The organism is Bacteroidota bacterium, from assembly GCA_016722375.1.
Classification (GTDB): Bacteria; Bacteroidota; Bacteroidia; order Chitinophagales; family LD1; genus Bog-950.
In genome coordinates, this window is the sequence record JADKJG010000007.1 from 19,094 (window position 1) to 45,633 (window position 26,540).

Annotated in this window: 9 protein-coding genes; 7 read left to right on the forward strand and 2 right to left on the reverse strand. The window is 43.4% G+C overall.

What is annotated here, in order from left to right; genetic code table 11:
* Positions 1-2,660 precede the first annotated feature (2,660 nt).
* Both IPP77_11060 and IPP77_11065 read right to left on the reverse strand, forming a co-directional pair.
* Complete coding sequence (locus IPP77_11060; protein ID MBL0310185.1) at positions 2,661-4,517, reverse strand: hypothetical protein; 1,857 nt, start codon at positions 4,515-4,517, stop codon at positions 2,661-2,663.
* The gene (locus IPP77_11065; protein MBL0310186.1) at positions 4,471-19,116 is read right to left on the reverse strand and encodes a hypothetical protein; all 14,646 of its coding nucleotides are present in this window, start codon (positions 19,114-19,116) and stop codon (positions 4,471-4,473) included. Before IPP77_11065 ends, IPP77_11060 begins: the two co-directional genes overlap by 47 nt.
* A 962-nt stretch (positions 19,117-20,078) precedes the next feature.
* Here IPP77_11065 and IPP77_11070 point away from each other — a divergent pair.
* The 7 genes from IPP77_11070 to IPP77_11100 all read left to right on the forward strand — a co-directional run bounded on the left by IPP77_11070 (position 20,079) and on the right by IPP77_11100 (position 26,536).
* Positions 20,079-20,267, forward strand: coding sequence for a hypothetical protein (locus IPP77_11070; GenBank protein ID MBL0310187.1), 189 nt, complete (start codon positions 20,079-20,081; stop codon positions 20,265-20,267).
* A 660-nt stretch (positions 20,268-20,927) separates the two neighbouring features.
* Positions 20,928-22,343 (forward strand): sodium:solute symporter, encoded by a 1,416-nt coding sequence (locus tag IPP77_11075; GenBank protein MBL0310188.1) that lies wholly within the window; start codon positions 20,928-20,930, stop codon positions 22,341-22,343.
* 19 nt (positions 22,344-22,362) lie between these two features.
* Positions 22,363-23,046 carry a TIGR00730 family Rossman fold protein gene (locus tag IPP77_11080; GenBank protein ID MBL0310189.1) on the forward strand — a complete coding sequence of 228 codons (684 nt, stop codon included), beginning with the start codon at positions 22,363-22,365 and terminating at the stop codon, positions 23,044-23,046.
* A gap of 3 nt (positions 23,047-23,049) precedes the next feature.
* Complete coding sequence (locus IPP77_11085) at positions 23,050-24,765, forward strand: M23 family metallopeptidase (protein ID MBL0310190.1); 1,716 nt, start codon at positions 23,050-23,052, stop codon at positions 24,763-24,765.
* Between the two features lies 1 nt (position 24,766).
* Entirely contained in the window at positions 24,767-25,225 is a 459-nt protein-coding gene (gene bcp, locus IPP77_11090; protein ID MBL0310191.1) for a thioredoxin-dependent thiol peroxidase, read from the forward strand.
* A gap of 56 nt (positions 25,226-25,281) precedes the next feature.
* Positions 25,282-26,160 (forward strand): T9SS type A sorting domain-containing protein, encoded by an 879-nt coding sequence (locus IPP77_11095; protein MBL0310192.1) that lies wholly within the window; start codon positions 25,282-25,284, stop codon positions 26,158-26,160.
* Between the two features lie 4 nt (positions 26,161-26,164).
* Positions 26,165-26,536: a hypothetical protein gene (locus tag IPP77_11100; GenBank protein MBL0310193.1), complete on the forward strand. Its 372-nt coding sequence runs from the start codon at positions 26,165-26,167 to the stop codon at positions 26,534-26,536.
* Positions 26,537-26,540 lie beyond the last annotated feature (4 nt).

Below are 26,540 nucleotides of genomic sequence, written 5' to 3' on the forward strand. Positions count from 1 at the left end.
TTGGTCAGAGTATATAAAGTCAATCCTGTTGCTATTTGCTCCACCGCTCTCATATAGCTGTATCTGCATATTAAACCACTCTCCACCGTTAGACACGAACTGAGCGTGATCCCAGTGAATAACAAGCTTTCTATTTGGCGATGTTCCTGAAACGATATAGCTCAAAGTTCCAGAACCATTCCCTTTAAGTGGCACTCCCCATCCAGAGATAACACCATCTACTGCGGCCGAAGACGCAATTGGCTGAGTGGTATTTGCCGGTGGTGCCGTATTGCCTAACCAAACAAAGCCGTTGGTATTCACTCCAAATTTATTGTAGCTGCCTCCCGGAAAATCAAAATTAAAGGCCGGAGAAAGCGCACTTAAATCAACCGTGTAATTGGCATTGGACATTCCACTATTATTCGCTAAAGACGTAGCTCCAGTCATAGATTGGAAACTTCCACCACCATCTGATCCAGAATAACTATAGGCAGCGCTTACAGTAGTTGCCCCACTACTAGGGATACTTGGATCCGTTACATTGGTTGTAGCACTAGCGGTAGCAATACATCCGGTCGTATCTATTGCCGTTACCGTATAAATAGTACTCGCAGTAGGTGTAGCCGTAGGATTCTTCACAAAACTATTATTCAAGGTGGCACATGGAGTCCAAGCCCACTGAACGGCACCCTGTGCGCCAACCTGACTGGCAGTCAGATTAACACTGGCACCAAGAGCCACCGAAGTAGTGGAAGGTGTGATAGAAACAGAGAATACATCAGCAGTTACAGCGGCACTAAAGGTACAGCCCGCTGTAGAGCCATCCACTGTATAGGTCGTGGTGACCACCGGCATCGCTACGTCGCTGGCATTTGAAGATGTATAACCAGCCGGATTCGATGTCCATGAATAGGTGGTCATTCCTGACGCACTCAGATTAACTACATCGCCGGCACAAACCTTTACCGGGCCTGCACCACCATTGATGGTAGCCACTAAGTTATTCGGTACTACCGTTACCTCAGTCACACTAGAAGGAGTAGTAAAACCTGAATTGACACAGGTTACAGCTACATAATACCAAGTGGTGGTGTTAATGGTAGGCGTATTAAAATAACCAAGATAGATTGATACCACGGCAGGAACCCACGGCCCTGTGTTGGATACAGCAGACTCATACCAAGCGAAAGTATAGCCGCCGCCCGGAGTCAAACCGCCAATGCTCAACTGGCTAGTACCCGACAAGCAAAGTGCCGCAGGAGTCGCTACCGGAGTAGTTACTGAAGGTGCTCCGGCACATGTCGGAATTTCATGAATACCCATAGTAGAACCTGCAGGCGCTGCAGCTACCGAGCGAGCCGCTCCGTCATAATCATCCGTCACGCTAACCGGAGTTCCCAATCCGGCAACAAAAGCATAAGGATAAGGTGGTAACGGAGGAGCTTGATTAATATGCAAATCATTAGCAGCATTAATAAACAACTCAGTAGAATTTACTACTGTGTTACTTGAATTACCGGAAGTCACCGTCTGAGCTGTTGTACTTGCCCCATCACCAGAGCTATTAGTCTGCCAGGTAACAAAATCAGTATTTGCAGCCCCCCAATTTGCTATGGAACTAGTGATCCTTGCTGCCAAGAAGTTATTATTTGAATTCCAATTCACATTGTATTCAGTACCCTCACTCGATATCGCGTTGTGAATACCGGACCCACCAACTCTGTCATTAATGAAGATATTGTCGCGCAAAGTCAAGTTGCAGGCTGTAGGACTTGCTAACCTTCTGAAAGCTGAACTGTTATATGTAGAAACTTCCGTTCCGTCTATCCTGATTGAATTGTAGAATACATTCAGCGTACTTCCTGCACTCATTCTTTCTTCAATACCTGTTTTCACTCCCCGTTCACCTCCTCTGCTGCCAAAAGAAATCTGGTTGTTGCTAACCGTCCAGGTACCCACATTATTGCTGAGTAATTCAATTCCGATGGTTCCATACACCCGCGAATTCGTGTACATATCAAAGATTCTGTTTTTGGAAATCACCCCACCAAACTTGCCGGATACCGAAATACCCCGATTTCGAAGCCCTCCTGTGTTAGCAGTAGTTACTCTTTGTATCCAAGGGCCATAAATAAGATTATTGGAAATAATGTTTCCGGTTACCTCACCAAGTAAACTGTTGTTAATAACACGAATAGCATAAGAGGACTCTGTGGTAGCAGCAATGGCCATATTTTGGGCCCCGAGAACCGTATTTCCTGTGATAATGAAATTGCCACTACCGGTGTGGCTCACCATACGTACATAGGAGCCATTACCAAGAGAGCTTGCTCCTAAACAAGATAAGTAACCAAAGTAATTATTCGTAACGGTCAATGTTGAACTAGTAGAACTTCTAACACCAAAAATATATCCCATTTGTCCCAAGTTGCCATCCACCCGAATGGCATCCATTGTATTACTATCAATAACAGCCTGTGTACTTCCTGTAATATCCATACACACAAAAGCACTGTTGGATGTATTAGCGAAACTGATTCTTTTTATGGTGTTATTAGAAATAGTAGCTGTTCCAGCATTAAGGAAGATTCCATAGGATTCGGTGCTATTTAAAGTATTGTTTGAGTACCTGTTATCAAAGCGGGTCCTACTTCCACCTATATAATTACCCGTAATGTTCAAATTATTGATTGGACACATCTACCTGTGGGAAATATATAGCCACCAAAAGACCTCGGGTTACCTGTATTATAGATACTGTTGCCCGTTACACTCCAGTTATCCCCTGAATTTCCAGTATTTGCAATTGCTTGAGAGTATGAAGCACTTCCGTAATTGAAAATATTATTGTCCTTGATAAACACATCATGGTTAGGAGAAACAGCCGAGCCACTTGCGAGAATACAATTTCTAGAGTATCCCGTACCACCGATATTATTGTTTTCAAGAAGCACGTAACTATTACCGGTACCGGCAGCAATCGCACCTGCAATATGGACAATGCCAGAAGTGTTGCTGGTATTGGTTGTACTCAAGGTTGCATTTCTTACGGTATCGTAAGCTGAGTTATTGCTGTAATAGACCACAGCAGATGTCGAATTTGTATTCGAGAAGGTTAGATAATTACCAGAACCAGCAAAGCTGCCATCTATAATGAAGCGATTGACTCCATTGAGACTTAACATACCCGGGCCATCCACATTGCCAGAAACGGTATAAGTAGTGGCTGATGCCGGACGGACATAAATTTTACGATCCACTCCACAATCAGAAATTGGATTCAGAATGGTTGGTGGGCCGGTAGGCTCCGTAATAGATGTCTGCTGAACAATAACCGTAAGGTCAGATATGAGTGTTGTACTGTTGAGCATTTCAAACAAACCACCAGCACCGTTGAAAGTAGGATACTGAGGTGTTCCAAGGCCGGTACCCACATACACTGTACTAACCGCTAAAGGTGTGGTCAAGTCGAATGTCAATGGCGTAGGCATAGCTGAAGTCTGTGTCAGTACGCTGTTATTAGCATGAACTGCATTGTTGTTCCAGTATTCTGTATTAAATCCGATGTTCGGATTTACCGGATTCAAAGCCTGATCCTGTGCTACTACATAATACTCGTACCGGTCGCCCGCAGCCGGAGTTATTGCAGGGGCAATAAGCGAATAATCCAATGGGAAATCCCATGTTCCGTTATTTCCGCTCCCCGAAGTCAGTGTACCGGAATTGTTAGCCCAGCTACTAACAGCAGGAAGGATCCTTCTGAACCAAATTTGCGGCACATTCGCTCCGGCAATAGGCACTCCGGAAACATCATCCGTAATAGTGGCTGTTAATACAGGAACTGTAATTCCGCCGCAAGCCGGTTGATTAGCAAGCGGGGTATAGTTCACCCGAGGAGGATAAACATCATGAGCAGCTACGATAGGGGTGTTGAAGTTTCCTGCATCCGCACCAATATCCGTAGGTGTACTAGAAGCTCTTACATCGCCATCGAAATCATCCGTTACGCTAGCACTTACCACACCCTTGCCTTCAGCAGGGGTTGCATTATTGAGGTGGAGGTTTGGAATGGCCGCTGTTGGGTTCACAAAATTAGGATCTCCAATTCCAGAGTTATTATCTGCCCCCCATACATTTGGCGAAATGAACCAAAGCGGCAAACGATCTCTGACCGGATTCCCGTTGAAAAGAGAAATATGGGCATCGGTACCATTGGCACCCAGACCTGAATTGTAATTACTGTAAATATTATAGTCAGCAGCGATACGGTTAGTACTTCCCGACATCTCCACCGCATAATGCGCATTAGCTCCGCTTGAGGTATTTGAACGAGCATTTACAAAAATATTGTTGTTGATAATATCAGTACCTGCGGTCGTATTCAGCGTCAATTTAAAAGCATGTGTAGTTGAAGCGCTGGCGCCTACACCTGTTCCTCCTATATAAACACTATTATTCAAAACACTGATAGCGTGGTCCAGATTCTTTTCAATACCCCTGATCTTTATATCCCTGGGTGAGCGATGCACCGGCATTATCAATGCCGAGACGTATCATGTTGTTGCGGAGAATGGCATCTGTACCCACGGTGCTTGTAACGCTTCCGATAGCGATACCGGTCATCAAACCATTAGCATCTGTAGTGTTGAGATTGAAAGAATGAATAAAGTTCTTTTCAAGTACGCTGTTGATAGTGGTAGGTCTCCAGAAGATACCTGTTACTGCAGTACCAGTTGCCCCGCCATTTGGAACGGCGGACAAATTAGAAATGGTATTGCCTGATGCATTCTGATTTCCTTCCAGCCACATACCAATTACGGATGCACTACGAGGGTTATTAGACGCAACATAGGGCAGGGTAGAACTAAGCGCCGAAATTGTGTTGTTATTGACCGTGCCTATACCAAGAATAGATTTGATACCCACTGCTGCACCGGTTGAGCCGGTAAAGTTATAGTTGCTTGAAATATTAGAGATGGTATTGTTATTAACGTTCAAGGTTCCAGTTCCGGTAGTGTTATCAATACCATAGACCGTGATACCTCCCACTCCGTTTATATCAGAAATCGTATTGCCCGTTCCAGGCCCGTTGCCGATATTGACCGTGCCGGAGCCGACATAGCTTATACCCGTAGCAGCAGTTGACGATGTAGCCGCAGTACTGATGCGAATCGTGTTATTGGTCACATTAGTTGTTCCCGCACCAACATTCAGTGTAATACCCGTCCAAGCTCCTAAGCCTGAGTTGTTGTTATTCGGCCAATTGCCCGTGGCGCCCGGAGCAGTTCCTCCAATAAAGTTTCCACTGATCGTGCTACCGGTAGATGCCGCAGCCGGTGCAAAGTTAATCCCGGTAACCGCACCCAAAGAATTTCCACCCGTAGATGAACGATAAATATTATTGTTGGTGATATTCCAGTTATTTCCGGTTCCGGTCAAGAGTTTGATACCCGTAACACCTCCGGAACCTGCATTACCCCAGTCGAAATTGTAAATGTTACTATTGGTAATGGTATTGTTATTGTTTGGATAGGTCGCACTGCCCGAGGCGTAAAAGCCATTGACCGGTGCAGCAGAACCCGAAGCGGTGTTGCTGCGAATATCCAAATAGCTGAAGGTATTGTTATCGTTGGCCGTGAGCGGTAATGGAGCAAATTTATACCGGATACCCACATCTCCGGCTATATGATCTCCGGCGTTGAAGTTGATATTATCGGTATTCAGCGCACCGGCTGAATGTGAGCCGGAAGTCAGGTTGCCGCTGGCTTGTGTACGATTGTTAAAGTCGCTAGAGCTAAGACCTCTGATTCCTACATTAAAAGCGTAGGCAGCCGAGTTGGTCCAAGCACTTTGATCGCGGTATATAAATTCGATGTTATTGCTGTTTGTTCCTCCATTTTCGTATAACCTCGCCTGAAAGTCTAAACGGTTTTCATCATCCGCTGCACCGGCTACCTTGGCATAAAAACCACTCCACTGAACGGTAAGATACCTGTTGGGTGCCGAACCATCCACTCTCCAGAACATTCTCGCTCCGTTAGTACTTATACCAGTACTAATCACTTTTTTATCCAAATCCGCATTTAGAGGTGCCATCACACCAAAGACATTTGCTCCAAGACTCGGCACTGCCAAAACATCGGTTCCACCCGACGCAGGTGGACTGGCACTTCCGTTATGAACGTAAATATATCCATTAGTGTTTACTCCAAATGTGCTGTAGTTATTTCCACCAAAATTAAAGTTGAATCCCATATTCAAGCCATTATAATCAGTCTCGTCGTAAAGTCCCCAACCAAAAATATTCAGATTGGTCGTTCCCGCCACCCCATCAATCGGGGTGTAGGTAGGCGAGAAACTTTCGTAAGAATAGCTTGGTGCTACCGGTACCGTACTGATACCTCCCATGTATATCACTCCATCCGTTCCGGCAAGACCCAGACCCAAGAACGGTGTTCCACCCTCCAGTATGCAACGGGTAACTAAATTGTTTTTTGCCCCGTTTACCAAAGAAAGCGTAGCGCTCCAAGTACTTGTATAATTATTTCTAAATAATAGATATTGACCTGATCCCGCTATGCTGCCGTCAATCGTTACTCGGTCAGCACCGTTCAAACGAATCATTCCGGTGTTGGCACCGCTTGTGCCATTGTAGCCTCCTTCTACTGTTCTTAAAACAGCAGCACTGGATTGCATTTTGAAGGTGTAGTTGCTTCCCGAAGGAGATTCTGCCCATTCATTCAACCCTACCGAACCGGTTTCAATATTGATATCGCTGATGATATTGGCGGTTAAGTTGCCTGCCACGGTGGCGGCATTAATGACATCAAACAAGCCACCCGCATTGGTAATAGAGGTAAAGTCTCCACCGGTACCTACTGTATAGGTTCCGCTCAAAGTACCTGTTGAGGTACTAAGCACCAAGAAACCTAAACTGGTAGGTCCATATCCATTTGTTGTAATCAAAGGATTTGCCACCGCGCTTGACATCAAGTTATAAGTGCCTGTTTTGGTTGCACTAAAGGTGATATGATCTCCATTCGATACCGAAGTCTCTGTCAACTGAATGTTTCCTGCCTGAATCAGGTTACCCGCATTGGCAGTCACCGAAGTTTCCCAATAGCGATTGGTAGCCAGAGAACCCAAACCAATACCCGGCGTACCGCCTGCATTCGCATCAAAGGCTTCTGCCTTAATCTCTACCAATCCACCCGCCATAGTGCGTGCATTGATAAGTGAAAAAGGATTATAGCTACCCTTTCCAATCGGCCATGTATAAGTAGATCCCGATGCCAAGCTGGCAGGGAAAGTCCGCTCTAATGGCCCATTAACATAGGCCGTGGCCGAACCACCTGCCACACTAAGGACAGCGGTTCCAACTACCGTAGGTAAATTGACCGCACTGGTATTCAGCAAGCCATTTGTCAAGGTAAGTGTGGTGATATTTGTCGGTGCACCCAAGGTAACACCAGCCGCATTATTGATTGTTAAGCCCGTCAGGATGGAAGCCGTATAGTTTCCAATGTTAAATGACTGAGCAGATGTTCCGGTAAAGGCAAGAATAGAACTTGCTGCATTACCTATCAAGTTGCCATTATTGGTGTAAGAACCAGTGATGTTTAATGTCCGTCCATTAAGGCTCAAAGTTCCGCCGGTGTTAATCTTCAGATTGTTCACCGTAAATTGTACTGGTGTCGCTTGTAAGATAGCTCCGTTAGGGTGGGCCGTGGATATTTCCATATTCTGGATTAATCCATTTTCAATGGTTCCAGAAATCAATATATTTTGTACCGGACTGGCACTATTGAAATGCAAGGTTGAACCCGAAGCATCAGCAATAATCTTTGCTCCTGCCGCTACTGTAATCGGTGTTAAACTCGCCAGATATAATATATTTCCATTCAGGTCAAGTATCGTGTTATTAGTTGTGCCGTTCACGGTCAGGGTTCCTTGAACATAAGTATCTCCTGTAAGAGATTTTATGCCGGCGTTATTGATAATATTCACGAATCCATATCCTGGAGCACTAAGGTTGCGGATATTTTGATTCGTCGTTAACGTATTGTAATTAACTGTAGAACTAGACGAAATCTGATTGTATTTGAATTCGGGGAAAGGGTTAGCATTTGTATTGGTCAATGTGAGTACCGAAGAAACATTGATTACGATAGTACCCATACCACTACCCGGACCGGTTATTAAGTTGCCTCCATCACTCAGAATACAAGCATTAGTAGTGCCGTTAAGCTGTAATCCCTTGACCGATAACGGTATCGCCAATGTCTTAAGAACATTATTTTCTATAGCCAAAACGCCATAAGAAGCCAAGACACCAGTGTTGGTCGGGTTATTCGGTATAATATGAGTAGCACCGCCGTACAAAATGATACTGCTATCTGCTAACACCATGTTGGCCGCATCAAAAGTGGGCAGGAATGGAGCCACCGATCTGGTCGTTTTATAAGTAGCGCCATTACCAATGGTAAATGTTCCAGTAGCATTGCCTAAAAGATACTGGGTGGTTGCGTTATCTCCCCAAAGTCTTCCGGCAGACACCGTTAAATCACCATTCACCGTAATGAGGACTGTTGACACCTGACCAGTGGCCGTCGTTTGACCAGCATTATTCCATACAACATTACTGTAGTTACCTGTAGGCCAAGTAGGGTTGGTAGTAGTAGTTCCGGTGATGTTAACCGTAGATGTAGTGATAGCAGGATTGCTGTAATAGGTTGCGATCGGTATAGCTCCTCCATTCATATTATGATTGTAAGATGAACCGTTGGCAAAGAATAAAGTAGTTGCTGTTCCAGTAACAATACCTCCATTATTAGTGATAGCACCGGTCACTGTTGCTACAGTAGTAGCAACATAGCTTGTTGCAAATGTATTACTGTTCGCTCCGTTATTGTTCAGCACTAAAGTACCTGCAATGCTTGCTGTCTGGTTAGCATTGGTGAGCATGTTCAATGTCAATTGAACTGTTCCACCCATTTGCAAAGTAGAGCCGCTTTCGATTTCCATATTTGATGTTGCCGCCGGACCGACTATAGAAAATATCTTAGCTCCGGCAGGCACAGTTGCTGCCTCAAACGTCACATCTGTATTATTCTTTACAAATAATTGCGCAATAACCTGTGCAGGCACATTGATAGCTGTAGAAGTACCCCCTTTAGTAAACTGCAAAATATCATTAGGTGCAGCGGTCAGCCTGTTAGGCAACCAATTCGCAGCATCCTGAAAATCATAACTACCCGCAACATTAGGTTGCCATACATACGGCACCGCAGCGTTGACTCTACCGGTATATGCATTACCCCCAAGAGGAGCATTAGTTTCATTAACAGCAGCAGTAGGTGTAATAGTAGGTGAAGATCCCGTAGTGTTAAATATCTGATTCCAAGCACCATTCCAACGATTAATTTTCAAGCTTGCATGAGTGCCGGGGACAGAAAGGTCTGAAGGAGCGGTAGTAGAATACTGGAATGTAGGCAGATAATTATAAGTACCTGTACCGGTCTGGCTATCGGTAAAAGTCCAATAACGACTGATGTAATCCTGAGCAGTTCCGTCGCTCGGATGTTGATCATCCGTTACCCGAATACCAACAATTCTTTGATCGCTATTAGAATTTATGTTCAGGGTGACTGGTGAATAATCTGCCCCCGGATTATTGGTCGCCCCTGTTCCTGATAAATCACCAATTGGGAATATATAGTTGTTGGTACCTGATGCAATGACAGGTATGGTTCTTTTTAGTTGGCCTGCACCATCAGCCACTACCATAGCTGTAACACTACCGCCAGAAATGGCAGCCGTACTAGAAGAGGTAAGTATTAAATCCTTACTACCCAACACCAAACGTCCTGATGTAAGTGTCAAACCAGTCGTTGCAGAATTAAGGGTGATATTGCTTTTTTGGGTAACGGTATTGGTTCCTGCCACATTTATCGACAGGGAATTCAAATCGCTAATACTGGATGGAATGTAAAGATCAGTATTAACATTGCCTGCTCCCGGTCCATAAGTCAAATTAGAATATGCGGTGGACAATAAACCGGTTGTTGCCAAAGGAGTGATTGCTTTACCATTCAGTACTAAGGTATTCAGAATGGCAGCAGATGCACCGCCTATTTGGTAAGTACCGGCTAAAAATATCAGAGAATCGGTTACGGTAACGCTTTGTGCCGTACCGGCAAAATTCTGCTGCGTAACATTTGCGGCGTTGTTAATGGTAAGTTTATTAGCTCCAACCAAGCCACTGCCTGTTACCTGCGCCACCGTTCCGTTATAGATATAGTTAGCGGCAGTACCATAAGAACGGGTGGTTCCGGTTTGGATGTTACCCAAAGCTCCGTCACCCACCGCAGTAATCCCGTCGGCAGAACCAATATTCAGGGTTGTGGTGATAGCACTTGTATTAGTGAAAGAAGTTCCCACAACACCAGAGATTACCTTATCACTCATGACGAGTGTACCACTATTGGTAAAGGTTCTACCAGTTAAATCTAAGCTGATACTATCGTTTAGAGTGAGGCTGGCTCCTGGTTGAACTATGAAATTTATATAGGAAGTATTAATAGTACCGACCACCTGAGTATAGGTACTACTCGGACCGGCAATAAAGCTGAGGGTTTGCACTCCAGTCGCTGTTCCGCGGGTGCCCGAAAACACGCCTCCGGTCTGGTTAAAATTACCCATCAGATTAAGTGTGGAAGCACTGGTTCCGGAGAAACCGGAAATACCAAGCGTACCATTTTGGATATTCAGATTACCGTTTATAATAATAGTGTTGGTGCTATTTTGCAGGGTAAGTTCACCACTGCCTGAAGATTGCATCGTGAAATTTCCTTTGATAGTGGCGGCACCAAGTCCCAAAGTCAGATTTCCTGTTTGCGCTGTATTATTAACCACTATATGGCCATAACCAGGGCCTACTCCAAAAGTATTCACTCCAGGTGCACCCATAGACAAACTCACGGCATCCAGACCTGTGATTAAGCAGGTAGCCGTCGTGTCCCAAGCGGCGAGGGGTACTGCAGCACCCGCACCTTTATATATTTGTTCATACTGCGAACCGGCAGAGAAGAAGGTGTTTGCCACCGTGTTGGTGACCATAATGCCTTCATTATTAAAAATACCATTCACCATTAAACGAGAGTTATCACCAACCATGCTCAAATCATTCCCCGTTCCATCTTTTAGGGTAAAGGTGATTCCGGAGTTGATTTTCAGCGTGGAGTTTGCCACATTATCAAATGAAATCTGATCCGCCCATACATTAGACGTTACCGTTACTACATGACCATTGCGGATATAAATTCCTAAAGAATTTGAATCATTAGGTGAAGTTACTGCATCAATCCACGGATTAGCGTTTATAGTGGAAGTCTGCCAGGTAGTAGCATTGTTCCAGTTGCCACTTTGCTTGGTGCGATAATATAAAGTAGTAGTAGTTTCTCTTCCTGTCCATTGAGACAAAGCCAAAGGCGCGCTGACATTGGTAAGCGGACCATCGGTCACGGTCAATGTATTGCCCCCATTGGTGGCGGCATATCCGTACCAAGTAGAACTTCTGTATTGACCGGCATTGATATTGGCCAGAGTGCCTTGTACATCAGAAGCTGCAAAGCCGAAGGAAGCAGCGTAAGTATAGTTGGCAATCACAGCGGTGGTGAAATCCCAATAGCGATGCAAGTAACTAGCGGAAGGTGACACACTAGCGTGTTCATCATTAATCACACGAACTCCGACGGTTCCCGCTGTTCCCACTGCAGAGAAGGTGAGTGTTGCAGGACTATAATCTCTAGTGCCATTATCGCCGCCTATCTCTCCTACCGGGTAAGTAAAGGCTGGCTGTGCTCCGGTAGCATAGTACTTAATCAGTTGCCCGGTTCCTGCGCCATCAATAACGATCATGTTATTGTTGCTTGGCGCATTTCCAAGGACGGCCGTTGTATTACTGCTGTTGTTCAGTGTTAAATTGTTATTAGCCAATTTCAATAAACCCTGATTTAATGTCAATGTAGTAGATACAATCAAATTATTAGTTAAGTCCACCGTATTATTTCCACCGGCGGAATTATCCATAATCAGATTTCCTACCGTAGGAGGCAAACCAGTTCCGGTTACCTGAGCAGCCGAGCCATTATAAATATAAGTTCCTGTTGTAGAGAAAGTACGGGCGGCGGTTTGAACATTTCCCGCATTGGTACCCGCTAAAACAATTCCATCTACATGACCGATGCCCAATGTAGCTGTAGTAAGGGTTTGAAAAGACGTGCCTGCTACACCCGATATAACCTTAGCCCCCATGTATAAGGTACCAAGCGCTGATACTATAAATGTGCGAGCAGTAAACTGAAGGTTAATATCACTATTTAGGGTTAAAACCGAGCCTGTACCCAGAGCATTGACATAATAGTTGATTTTGGTATTGTCCACTGTACCAGCAGATTGGGTATAGGTTTTCCCACCTCCGCTGCCATTATTAGCAAAGTCAATGTATGGCATTGTAGTGAAAGTACCCGTTGCGGTAATACTGCTATTGGCACCGGTTTGAGAATAGTTTCCTGCTAAACGCAATATCAATCCAGCACTTACCGACCCGGTATTCAGGTTTAAGGTTCCTTTATTCAAAATCAAATCACCATTCATAAAGGCAGTAATACCCGTAGTGGTACATAACACCAAAGCGTTGGTTGTTGCTGCGCCCGTACTTTCTAAGGTAAAGTTTCCTTTAAACCGTGTAACTGAACCAGTTAAACCTACCGTTGGTGTTGCGTAGGTTTGACCGGGATTATTCCATATAAAATGACCGAAAGAGACGCCTAAAACACCCGTTAAAGTGGTCGCTGTTGTCATTCCGGTTACCTTACAGGTAGAAAGAGTATCCCAAAGAGTTGCAGCAGGAATAGCACCTCCATTTATATTATGCTCATACACCGAGCCATTATAATGGTATATAGCTGCATTAAGACTAATAGTGCCCTGATTAAAAATGGTGCCATAATTGCGAATGACCGTACCTGCTGAGGGAGTAAGTAATGTCGGAGTACCATTATTTTGCAAACGTAGTTCTCCACCCGCATTAATGGTTAGATCATCTCCTATACCGTTCACTAAGGTTAGAGTTCTGTTGCTGCCTAGGCCTCTTAAAATTCCTTCAATCACCAAATTATCTACAGTGGTGTTTGCATCTAAAGTAATATCATCACCACTCGAAATCAAAATGCCTTCAGAATTGGTCGAATTAGGAGCAGCCGCAGGAGTAACTGGTGCAGGTGACACAAAGGTAGGGTCACTACTCACTTCCCACTTAGCTACATCCGTCCAGTTACCAGAACTAACCGTGCGGTAATAGACATTCACATTTTTTCTTCCCTCTACATCAAAACTATATGGGGCAATAGCATTAAAAAATCCTGAGCCTGTAGCCTGTGTAATGCCCGTCATAGACAGAACAGGAGAATTCACCGTGGTTGGAAATTCTGCCCAATCGAGATTTCCTACGTTGTTAAAACGATTTATGCTCAAATTGGCTTCTGTTCCAAATACATCTCCTGCACCGGCAGAATAAGTAAAGTCAGCATTTAATGTATAATTTCCAGGTACGGCGCTATTAGTAAACAACCAGTGACGTGTCAGATAATCAGGCGCAGTCAAATCATTTGGATGGCGGCTATCGACCACTCTGACTCCCAGTGTGCGAGCCGTATTGGTGGCAGTAAATTCTAAAGTAACAGGGCTGTATTCGGTAGTTCCCGTTGTTTCCCCCACAGGGAAAATAAACGGAGCCTGAGCATTCGTCGTAAATGACTTTTTGAATTGACCTGTTCCGTTGGTAATAATCATCTTAGAAACTGAAAACGGAGCACCTGTCATTGCCGTAGCATTATTTGTATTAGAAAGGGTCAGGTCGAAGTTTCCTAAAATCAGTTGACCTTGGTTCAAGTTGAATGTAGTGGAAACGGCTGTACTTTGACTCAGCGTTACCGTAGTAGGATTATCAATAGTAAGTCCTGTAGTGGTACTGGTCAAACTAGCCGGTAATCCATTTCCCGTTACCTGCGGTGACACTAAATTATTATATACGTAGTTACAGGCAGGACCGTAAGTCTTAGTTGTCGTTTGCACGTTACCGGTGCTCGCTACAGTTGAAATACCCTGCGTATGTCCAATCCCCAAAGTAGTTAAAGCTCCAGTGCTCAAAGTGAATGTCCCTGCACCAGAAATAACATTGTCCTTCATGTATAGAGCACCTCCGATGGCAATTACAAAAGAGTTACCCGTATTAATCACCATACCGCTATTTAAGGTTAGTGTTGCCAGACTGTTAACGGTGTAATTAATGCCCGCCGGGTTGATGGTTCCACCTGATTGAGTATAAGTACGATTGGAACCGGCCATAAAGTTTACGGCCTGTACAGCAGTAGCTGAGCCTCGCTGGAAAGTTCCGCCGCTTTGGTTATAGTTACCATACAGGTTAAGGGTGGTAGTAACCGCTGCGCCGCTATTCATACTAAGTGTTCCTCCGTTAATGATTAAATCTCCACGCAGGTTAACTGAACTCGATGCATTTAGAAAAGATATTGCATTTCCTCCTGTGCTTTCAACTGTAAAATCACCATAACAACTCGTATTGGTCATTATCAGGTTTACGTTTGCTACTGTTTGCCCGCTAGAGTTGTAGGTAAATTTTCCAAAGTTAACACCAGCAATACCGCTCAATGCAGCGCCTGTTGTATTCGAGGTGATGCCTGTGATATTACACAAGGACGTTGGATCCCAAGTTGCTGTAGGAACGGAACCTCCATCGCGGCTATGTCTGTATTCAGAACCGGCATTGAAGTAGGTACCACCGGTGGTGGTAATCGTAGTTACACCCGTAGTTTTGTTTTCCAATACACCATCCACGTTTAGCAACTGGGCAATATTGGCACCGGTAGCTCCATTTAGTGTTACGATATGTGCACTCTGAACTTGAACCGTTACGCTATTAGCGCTGGTAGGAGGCGCGGCTGCGGGATTCACCACACTCGCAGTGAAACCGGGATCTGTAGCTGTTTCCCAAGTGGTATTCGTATTGTAATCACCGCTTGCAATCGAGCGATAATACAACTGACTGCTTTCGCGACCGGTATAAATAGTTGTAAGTGGAGTAGTCAGGTTCGTTAAAATGGAAGAAGATGACAATACATTCGATGTTGCCGAACTTGCTGAAGATAACCAGCCACCGCTATAGCGAGAAATCCGGAGATTGGCCTCGGTGCCAACAATATCAGCACTTGGATATTGCAAACTCATATTATAGGTATAAGTACCTGTTCCACCGGTAAATACCCAGTGACGGGTTAAATAATCGGTGGGAGATCCTAAAGATGGAGCAGAGGCATTTACCACTCTGACACCAATACTCATTGCTGGATTGACAGTATAGGTCAAGGTCACAGGGCTATATTCAATGGTAGAAGAAGGACCGGAGGCGTCCCCAATCGGATATATAAAAGGCGTGGTGTAACTGGCAGGGAATGTCTTTATAACCTGCCCTGCTCCATCGGCCACAATCATCGTTGAAGCGTCATAAGTACCCGTAAACAAAGCGGCGGCGGCCAAGAACAATGTATTGCCCCCAATATATAAGCGCCCATTCAATAAGTTCACATTGCCGTTTGAGGTAGTAGTTCCTGCACGGGTCAGCGTAACTCCCAATGCATCGCTATTGTCAATAGTCAAACTATTAACCGTAACTGGCAAGCCCGTTCCGGTTACCTGAGCCACCGAACCATTGTATATATAATTGGAAATACCAAAATTTCTGGTGCTGCTCACTTGAATATTTCCCACGGCTCCTCCCCCGGTTTGGGTAATACCAGCTGCACTTCCTATGCCCAACGTACCGGTAGTAGCAGCCAAGGTAAACGTAGTAGCTCCTGTAGTGTTTTTAATCAGCGCCGTACCACAATAAAGAGAACCGCTAACGGACATACTTCCGGCGTTTGCGAAAGTGATGTCATTGCCATTCAAACGGAGGATTCCTCCGGCTATCACGTTAAAGGTACGCGTAGCAGCCAATGTAATGGGGGAATTTAAAGTAACATCTGCAGTGGCCGAATTCACGTTGTAATTGATTAAAGTATTCGTTACCGTACCTCCCGATTGTGTATAGGTTTTGCCCGCTCCGTTTAGATTAAGCGTGCTGACCCCAGTGCCTGTTGAATGTGTAAAAGTACCGCCCGTTTGATTATAATTACCAGCGATACTCAATGTGCTCAATCCCGTAGTCCCTGCTGACCGCATATCTACAATTGCCGTTCCACTCAAATTAAAGTTTCCTGCCACATTCATCGTAGTAGTACTTGTTGTTGTCTGGGTATTTAAAGTGATTCTAGCTGTGCCGCTAGCAGAAAAATTACCGCCTACATTAATCGTAAGATTAGAGGTATTTGCAAGAGATAATATCTGCGCCGTAGCTCCGGTATTCAAAATATCCAAATTTCCATTTACTGTTGTGAGCGCCTGTGCCAACCCAATCGTGGCTGTTTGGCCATTGCAATTCCAAGAAAAGTTTCCGAATGCCTGAGTTAATTGCGCAGGTGCTGCGGTCGTGCTACCGGTAATCAAACAAGTGGATGCTGGATCCCAACTTGCAGCGGGAATGGTGCCAGTTATTCCGGCATGCTCATAAATACCTCCCGATTCAAAGCGCACTACTCCGGTTGGGGTAATTATTCCACAGGCTACACCGGCAGTGCTATTCACTACAGTTCCGGTTACCACCATGTCGTAAGCGGCTACACCGTTTGCAACAGTCAAGGTAGTAGTAGAACTTAATGTCAGGGTTCCCACCACTTTAATATCATCGGCAGTGGTATTCACATTCACGGTGATATTTGTCCCGGTCTTAATTTCAATTCCTTCAGAGTTCAAATTGTTTGGAATCATTATAGCCGGTACCGGTGCAGGTGATATAAAAAGAGGGTCACTGCTCACCTCCCATTTCGAAACATCATTCCAATTGCCGTCGCCGGTGCTGCGATAATAGACGTTGACATTGTTTCTTCCCTCCACATCAAAACTAAAAGGAGAAGCAGGCAGGAAGCCATCTACGTTGGTGATGCCAGTCATAGATAGTACCGGTGCGCTGACCGTAGAATTAAACTGAGTCCAGTTCAAATCAGTGGCAACATTGCTGTATCGGTTAATTCGCAAATTGCTTTGGGTGCCAACTACATCGGCCGGCAGATAGGTGAAGTCTGCATTCAGTGTATAGGTACTGCTGTTGCTGTTATTAGTGAACAACCAATAGCGAGTCAAATAATCCGATGCAAATAAATCCTTAGGATCGCGATCATCCACCACTCTTACACCAATACTACGAGCTTGACTGTTAGCAACAAATTCTAGCATCACCGGAGAATATTCGGTCACACCGGTGTTTTCTCCTACCGGAAAGGTAAATGGAGCAAATGCCGTAGCCGGGAATTGCTTGATCACTTGGCCTGCACCATCCGTAATCACCATATTGCTGGCTGAGAATCCTGAGTTTGTTCCATAAGAGAATGCAGCCGCTGCGCTCAGTGTCAGGTTATTTGCTCCCAAGGTAAAATTACCATTTTGCAGTACCAAAGTTCCGTTAGATAAAGTCAAAGACTGAGTCAAGGTAACACCGGAAGCATTATTTATTACAATATTTGTACCGGCAGCTCCCCCCCATGCTGCTGCCAAGCCATTTCCTGTCACCTGAGCCACAGTACCATTATATATAAGAGTAGCAGATGCACCATATGTTTTTGTACCCGTCACCTGAACGTTCCCTGTTCCAGCCGTTGTGCTGATACCCTGCGCGTGACCAATTTCCAAAACGGCCGTAACCGCATTACCCAGTGTAAAGGCTCCTCCTGTCCCGGAAAGAATCCAGTCACTCATTCTTAAAGTTCCATTTACTGTAAAGGTAGATGACGTAGAAAGACCGGTTATGTCATTGGTCATTTTGAGAATAGCACCAGCATTAACAATAATACTGATACCGGTACCTACAAAAGAGGAACCCGGGTTATTGAAATCCTTTTCTACTCCGGGGTTATTAAAGTAAATCAATTGAATACCAGTAGCCGTTCCTCGTTGGAAAGTAGCCCCGGCGGCAATATTCAAATCACCCGGTATAGTTAAAGTAGTTACTATCGCAGCCCCGGTATTTAAACTTACCGTGCTGGTACCATTAATATTAAGATCTGAATTCAAGTTAAGCGTTTGGGTCAAAGTGGAAAAGGACATAATTCCCGAACCGGTCGAAGTAATATCAAAGGTACCGGCAGAGTTGGTACCAGTTAATCCTAAACTCATAGTTCCGGTCAAGCCGGGAGTATTCCAAGTAAATTTTCCGAAATTCTGTCCTCCGCCTTGTGTAATAGGTGCACCGACACCAGCCGCACCGGTTACTTTGGCTTCTGAGTTTGCATCCCAAGTAGCCCATAAAAATGTCCCTCCAATTCGCTGGTGGTCATACACCGCGCCGGATGTAAACAAGATATTAGAAACAGCGGCGACACTTATAGTAGATGAAGTAGGCAGGTTGTTCACCGTTCCATTCACCGTCATTAAAGCTCCACTGCCAATAGTGAATAGTCCACCTATATTAAGAGTCCCATCCACAGTCATTGTATTATCAATCGTTGCGGCAATAGAAAAGGTGCGTCCTGAATTGATAGTTAACGAAGCTCCTGAAGCAACATTGGCATTAGAAGCATTGTTCATCGTAATATTATTATTGGTTCCAATCGTCAAAGCAGAACCACTTGTTATGTCCAGGTCGTTGGCAGCCGTACCATTCGCTATAGTTAATGTATAATTCGCCAAAGACTGAAGCGTGAGATCCGTATTATTGGTTACTTGCAACTTCCCGATTGTTTGAGTAGGAACCGCAGTAATAACCATACTACCCCCGGTGTTCACTACTATAATATCGGTCGGATCAAGTAATGTCCGCGTAGGAGTCCAATTGGCGGCAACTGCCCAACTATCGCCAGTGCTGCCTGCCCAAGTATAAGTAGTTTGCGCCTGAGCAACAGACATTAAACATGTCAGAATCAAAAAGGCTGCTGCCGTACGGAATTTGAAGGAAAAGTGCTTCATGTATATTACTGTTTAAAAATTTTAGAAACTATTTTGTTTGATGGTTTATTTATTGATGGTTGATGATAACCAGTGGTATTTTTTTCTGTGGCTTCTTTCCTAACCGAGTACAACTCCGCTAAAAATGAACCGGTCTCTAACTTTAACAAACTATTCTTCAAATTGTTCAACCTCTTTCTTCTTAACTTCTATATATGGCAAATACTGTGCCAAAAAATATTTGCCTAATACCAAACTAAAAATAGACCCGTCAAATTCATTCCACTTTAATCCTCTTTAATCCCACTCAAAGAGAATGTGAAGTTAATTTCTATTTTCTGATAAATCAAGTATTTGGAAAGATTCTTTTGTTAAATTTTTGTTTGGAACAAATTGAATGATTTAAGATTTACCCCTATAAACGAGTTTGAAAGCTAAATTGTTCCACTTTCAGATTGATTTGATGCATAAATTATTCCCCTAACCGGCTGCCAAGTACCATATTTTGCTAAGGTTGGACCGAATAGCTACTAACAGGGACCTGTCTTTAGCTAACAGGAACCGAATAGCTGCTAACAGGGACCTGTCTTCAGCTAACAGGGACCTGTCTTCAGCTAACAGGGACCGAGTAGCTGCTAACAGGGACCTATCTCTTACTAACAGGTACCGAGTAGCAACGAACAGGGACCTGTCTCTTACTAACAGGCACCGAATAGCTGCTAACAGGGACCTGTCTTTGGCTAACAGGGACCGAATAGCTACTAACAGGCACCGAATAGCTGGAGATGGGTACCGAATAGCAATAAGTTGGCCAAGAACGGAAAGAGACGAGGACAATTTGGCAAAGAATCGGGTGAAATATTTATGACAAACGAACTACAAAAGTTTTAGAAACTTTTGTAGTTTAGAACACGATATGCAAATCCCTGCGGGCAATGCCATTAAGTACTACCAGTACCATAACCATAATTGACCTGCTAGTTTTGATTTCAAAAACTACTGTTTTAGGTACAGAAACAAGAGTTATCGGAGCGAAAACAACTGTTTTTGCGCTAGAAACAACTGTTTTTGATGCGATAACAACTGTTTTTGGAGCAAAAACTCCAGTTTTTACTCCAAAAACAGTTGTTACCAAACAAACTACAAAAGTTTTTGAAACTTTTGTAGTTTAAACTTTTGTAGTTTAAATTATGGACTAAGTAAGACTACACACATCATCAAAAATATATGACACTCTGCGATATGGAAAACAGATATTTAATGCCCTTATGGGTCGTACCTTTTTACCCTTTCATTTGCTATAACCACAGCACACCTTTGGTGCGCTCCCGTTGAACAACTAATCACCCCAAAAAGGCAAACGGCAAACTACAAAAGTTTTTGAAACTTTTGTAGTTTAAATTATGGACTAAGTAAGACTACACACATCATCGAAAATATACGACACTCTGCGATATGGAACACAGATATTTAATGCCCTTATGGGTCGTACCTTTTTTACCCTTTCATTTGCTATAACCACAGCACACCTTTGGTGCGCTCCCGTTGAATAACTAACCACCCCAAAGAATCAAACTACAAAAGAAAGGCAAACTACAAAAGTTTTTGAAACTTTTGTAGTTTAAATTATGGACTAATTAAGACTACACACATCGTCAAAAATATACTACACTTTGCAATATTAAACACATACTGTCCTAAACATCATTCTCTCACATTTCCCTATTTATAAGTGCAAGGGAAAGAGTGGGCTTTCGCATTTTCTTTGCTTCAAATAAATCTGTTTTGTCCTCTACGGTTATTTTACTGGTGGTGCTGTTATACTTTGCCTGTTGCTGGGCATTGCCTTCTACACTTCACGAGGTGCCAGCAATGAATCATTTTTTATAGGCAAGAAAAGTTCCAAATGGTATTTGGTTGCCTACGGCATGATTGGCACCTCGCTGAGCGGCGTGACTTTTATGAGTGTTCCCGGTCGAGTGGATGCTAATCATTTCCGGTATTTGCAGATTGTCATTGGCTATGTTCTGGGTTATATCGTAGTAGCTAAAGTCTTGTTGCCACTATATTATCGTTTAAACCTGACCTCAATTTATACCTACCTAGATGAGCGATTTGGCAAAACCACCCACAAAACCGGTGCTGCATTTTTTCTGCTTTCGCGCACACTCGGCGCTTCGCTCAGAATATATCTGGTGCTGTATGTGCTACAGAAGTTTATGATGGACGAAATAAATGTTCCATTTTTCTTCACCACGTTCATTATTCTTTTGATGATTTTGCTCTACACCTTTAAAGGTGGTGTAAAAACCATTGTCTGGACCGATACCTTGCAAACTACATTTATGGTCTTGGCTTTGGTGATGACCATTTACCTGATCAACAGCGAATTGAAATTTTCTTTCGGCAGTTTGATGAGCACCTTGCAGGATAAAGATTATACTGAAATGTTCAGTTTCGACTGGAAATCAAAAAGTTTCTTCTTGAAGCAGATCATCGGTGGGGCTTTTATCACCATCGCCATGACCGGTTTGGATCAGGAAATGATGCAGAAAAATATCAGCATCCGCACACTGGGTGAAGCACAAAAAAACATGTATAGTTTTAGCGCCGTGTTGTTTCTAGTCAATATTCTATTCCTGATTCTCGGTGGGGCTTTATATGTATTTGCTTCGGCTAAGAATATTTCATTACCCGCGCAAACCGATGATATTTTTCCCATCGTTGCTTTGAATTATTTGCCTCCGGTGGCCGGTTTGGTTTTTATTATCGGTTTGATTTCAGCGCTTTTCCCAAGTGCCGATGGTGCAATGACCGCACTCACCTCTTCCTTTTGTATTGATGTCCTAGGCTTTAACGAACGCAAAGACTGGAGCGAAGAACAAAAACAACAGCGACGCAAACTGGTACATATTTCTGTCGCATTTATTTTCTTAGTGATTATCCTGATTTGCAAGGCGATCAACAATAAAGCCATTATTGATTTAGTGCTTGATCTGGCCTCCTATACTTATGGCCCTTTATTGGGACTCTTCATGTTTGGCGTGCTAACCAAAAGAAAAGTTACCGATAAACTGGTACCGGTGGTCTGTGTCCTTTCACCGGTTCTGAGTTTTGTATTAAACCTTGTTTCCGATAAAATCATTCCGGGATATTATATCGGATTAGAATTACTGCTCATCAATGGGCTGATTACTTTTTCGGGTTTGTACTTTATTTCTCACAAAGACTTCCAAACAAATATCTAAACACTAAATACTTCTAAAAATGAAAAAAAAGGATTGGTCAGAACTGAAAGCAGACTCCAGTTGGAGAATGTTTAAAATTATGAGTGAGTTTGTGGATGGATTTGAAAAGATGGAGCGCTTCGGTCCCTGTGTGTCCATTTTTGGCTCTGCCCGAACAAAACCGGATAACCCCTATTACCAAATGGCGGTAAAAATAGGCGAAGGGTTGGCAAAGGAAGGCTTTGGCATTATCACCGGTGGCGGTCCCGGCATTATGGAAGCGGGAAACAAGGGAGCAAAAAATGTGAACGGAAAATCGGTAGGCCTTCACATCGAACTGGAACACGAACAGGATTGGAATCATTATATTGACGCAGACAAGTTGCTGATGTTCAAATATTTCTTTGCCCGCAAGGTGATGTTCATCCGCTATGCGCAAGCCTTTGTTTTTATGCCCGGCGGTTTTGGAACAATGGATGAAATGTTTGAAGCCCTGACACTGATTCAAACAAAAAAAGTGGACTCGGTGCCCGTAGTTTTTGTCGGTGTAAAATATTGGAGTGGCTTGCTGACTTGGATGAAAGAAAAGATGTTGCAAGAGGAAAATAATATTCATGCCAAAGACCTCAAACTCTTCAGCATCACCGATGACCCAAAGGAAGTAGTTAAAACCATCAATAGTTATTATAAGAAGAAGGGGTTAAAGCCCAACTTGCGCCTCTAGGTAATGAACGCGTTGATTCTCTACATTTTTTTTCTCTGGCATTCTTTTGCAAAAGTAGAACCGGAACCGGTTTCCTATCCTCAAAACTATTTTGCCTCTCCGACTGATTTGCCCCTATCACTTTCCGGCAACTTCGGCGAGCCTCGCCGTTTGCATTTTCATACGGGGATGGATATTCGCACCAACGGCGAGGAAGGACACAAAGTGCTGGCTGCCGCCGGGGGATATGTTTCGAGAATTAATGTTTCCGGCTCCGGTTATGGAAATGCGCTTTACATTACACATCCTAATGGGTTCAACACAGTTTATGGTCATTTGCAGCGCTTCTCTCCAATCATTATGGACAGGTTGCGCAAGGAACAATACAAAAAAGAATCTTTTTCGGTAGATATAAATCTAAGCCCTAAAGATATAACCGTAAAGCAAGGTGACCTGATTGCCTGGAGCGGAAATACCGGTGGTTCCGGTGGCCCGCACTTGCATTTTGAAATCAGGGATTCATTGGAGCAAATTATAAATCCGGCCTTATTCGGCTATCATCTGAAGGATGAAATGAAACCGGTGGTTCAATATCTGAAGTTTTATCCCCTAGGCGATTTAAAATATAAAAGTGACGGCTATCGAAGCAAGGTGTTTAGTAGCGAAGGTGTTTATCGGATAACCGGTGATGTCATCTCTCTTAATTCAGCAGAAGTAGGAATTTCGGTCAATACTTATGACCGGATGAACAACACCGAAAACCACGTCGGCATTTATTCCATGAAATTGTATGACGGAAAGTCGCTCCTCTATGAATTTCGAATGGATAAATTTTCCTTTGATGAAAAGAGATACGTTCTAAGCCATACAGATTATCCCATTTTTATGAATGAGGGACGCAAGACATTTCATAAATGTTTTGTGGAGCCCGGCAATCAATGCAAGATTTATTCATCGTTAGTGAAAGGAGGAGTGCTGAACCTTTCAGATAAAAAGGTTCATCCTATCAAGATAGAAGTAAGCGATGTGGCAGGGAATATTTCTATTATTGAAATGAACGTGAAGTATGATGAATCTAGCACACTGTTTAAAGAAAAGAACTTCTCCTACACCACCCGATTTGATTACGATCACGAAAACGAATTTTCAAATCAAGATATCCAACTAAAGATTCCAGCTCATTGTCTTTTTGATCAGGTATATTTCAACTATACGGTTTCTACATCTACCGACACTAATATCTTTTCAAAAATACATCAAGTGGATAAGAGCACTACTCAAGTTTTCAACTGGTTCAATATTTCCATTAAAACCGAAAATCTAAATCCAGCCTTAGCAGATAAGGCACTCATTGTTTATAAAGACGGAGCCAATCCGGTGGCTCCACGCGGAGGGAAGTATGCGAACGGATATATCAGCTCAAAAAGTCGAGAGTTTGGCACCTATTTTATTCGTATAGATAATACCCCTCCACGCATCACCCCATTGAACGTGAGCACAGGAAAAAATATGCGAGTGTATAAGAAGCTCCTATTCCGATTGACCGACAATTTATCCGGTGTCGAAGATTTCGATACCTATCTGGACGAGAAATGGACGCTGACAGAATATGATGCCAAATCTTCTACACTGACACACACTTTAAATCAAAACTTATCTGTCGGAAATCATACTTTTAAAGTCGTTGCGACGGACGAACGAAAGAACAAAACGGAATTCAGTATAAAATTCAAAATGTAAAATGATTACATTAAAAGAAGGAGATCAGGCACCGGCCATTAAGGCTTTGGATCATAACGGCGACGTTGTAACGCTCAAGCAATTTCTAGGCAAAAAAATTATTCTCTATTTTTATCCGGCAGACGACACCCCTGCTTGTACCAACGAAGCCTGCAACTTTCGCGACCATTTTCCCCTCTTGAGAAAGAAGGGCTATGAGGTTATCGGTGTCAGTCCTGACTCAGCGATATCACATCAGAAGTTTATACAGAAATATAAACTGCCCTTTATTTTGATTGCCGACGAGCATAAGAAAGTGATTAACGACTACGGGGTTTGGGGATTAAAGAAATTATATGGACGAGAATACATGGGTATTCATCGCACCACCTTTGTGATTGATGAAAAAGGAAGAATTGAAAAAATAGTCAGGAGAGTGCTTTCAAAAATTGCCACTGAACAAGTTTTGAAACCCAAGTAACCTTTTGCGCATATTTCAATCTATAGCATTTGATAGTTTTGTTTTGCTAATTCAATATGAAACCAAAAACCATATTCAGCATCCTCCTATTGACGATCACATCCGCCTTCATCAATTCCAATTATCTTTATTCTGAAAAATCTTCTCCTCCCGCTGGAAGTTCGGGGGAACCTCCTGATTTTGAAACATGCGTTCAGGAGGAATGTCACTCCGGACCGGCACAGGCTTCCTCCTTAGATAATTTATTGCTTCTAATCGGAACGGGGTTCACTCCTACCGATACTATTAATTTGCCTAGCCCCACATTTCAATATGTTCCCAACACGGCTTATAACATTTCTTTTCTTCTGAGTTCCTTCACCGGTAGATATGGCTTTCAAATAGTAGCGCTGGACTCGATGCAAAATCGAGCTGGCATCTTTACTGCTACCGACAATATCAATACTGAAATAAGTAGCATCGGCACCCGACAGTACATGGGACATAAAGATGCCAATACTTATAAAAACTGGAAATTCCGTTGGACCTCACCGGGGCTTGCGACCGGGCCGGTAACGTTTTATTTTGCATACAACACTGCTAACGCCAATGATAGTTCTACAGGAGATTTTATTTACACCGGTAAGACCACGATTGTTCCAGACGTTCAAAATAGTGTCGAACATATCTCAGACAATTTTTCATCCCTTGATTTATTTCCGAATCCTTTCTCTGATCAATTGCATGTATCCTTTTCATCAAAGAATAAAAACAATACCGTTTCAATGTATGTATATACATTGGATGGACGCTTAGTAAATCAAATGACCGATGCAAGTATAAATTCAGAAGCCTATCATTGCATTTGGAATCTTAGCAACTTGGCGCCAGGAATATATTTTCTTAAAATAGTGTCTGGTGGATCTGCGAAAGTTGAAAAAATATTAAAGACCTGATTGAATGAAATACTTTCTTGCTGTTATTACTGCTCTCGTTCTAGCATTCTGGGCACCGTCCTGTACTAAAGATAAAACCGGAATCCCTCCACTCCCTTACAATTGTGATTCCATTAGTTATAGTCTGAACATCAAAGTGATTTTAGATGTACATTGCAACCAGCCACAGGGATCCTGTCATGATATTACCGGCGCGGAATCTGCGGTTATCATGGATAATTATGGAGACGCAAAATCAGGATTTGAAACACGGGGTGCCCTTTGCACCATTAAACAAATCTCCGGCTGCCTTCCGATGCCGGATAATGAACCTAAACTCGAAGACTCTGTCATCAATATCATTCAATGTTGGGTGAATAACGGATATCCCGAATAGCCTG

Coding starts and splice junctions, on each gene's coding strand:
- IPP77_11085 (MBL0310190.1), top strand. CDS start 23,050: ATGAACGCGTTGATTCTCTACATTTTTTTTCTCTGGCATTCTTTTGCA.
- IPP77_11065 (MBL0310186.1), bottom strand. CDS start 19,116: ATGAAGCACTTTTCCTTCAAATTCCGTACGGCAGCAGCCTTTTTGATT.
- IPP77_11080 (MBL0310189.1), top strand. CDS start 22,363: ATGAAAAAAAAGGATTGGTCAGAACTGAAAGCAGACTCCAGTTGGAGA.
- IPP77_11100 (MBL0310193.1), top strand. CDS start 26,165: ATGAAATACTTTCTTGCTGTTATTACTGCTCTCGTTCTAGCATTCTGG.
- IPP77_11060 (MBL0310185.1), bottom strand. CDS start 4,517: ATGCCGGTGCATCGCTCACCCAGGGATATAAAGATCAGGGGTATTGAA.
- IPP77_11095 (MBL0310192.1), top strand. CDS start 25,282: ATGAAACCAAAAACCATATTCAGCATCCTCCTATTGACGATCACATCC.
- bcp (MBL0310191.1), top strand. CDS start 24,767: ATGATTACATTAAAAGAAGGAGATCAGGCACCGGCCATTAAGGCTTTG.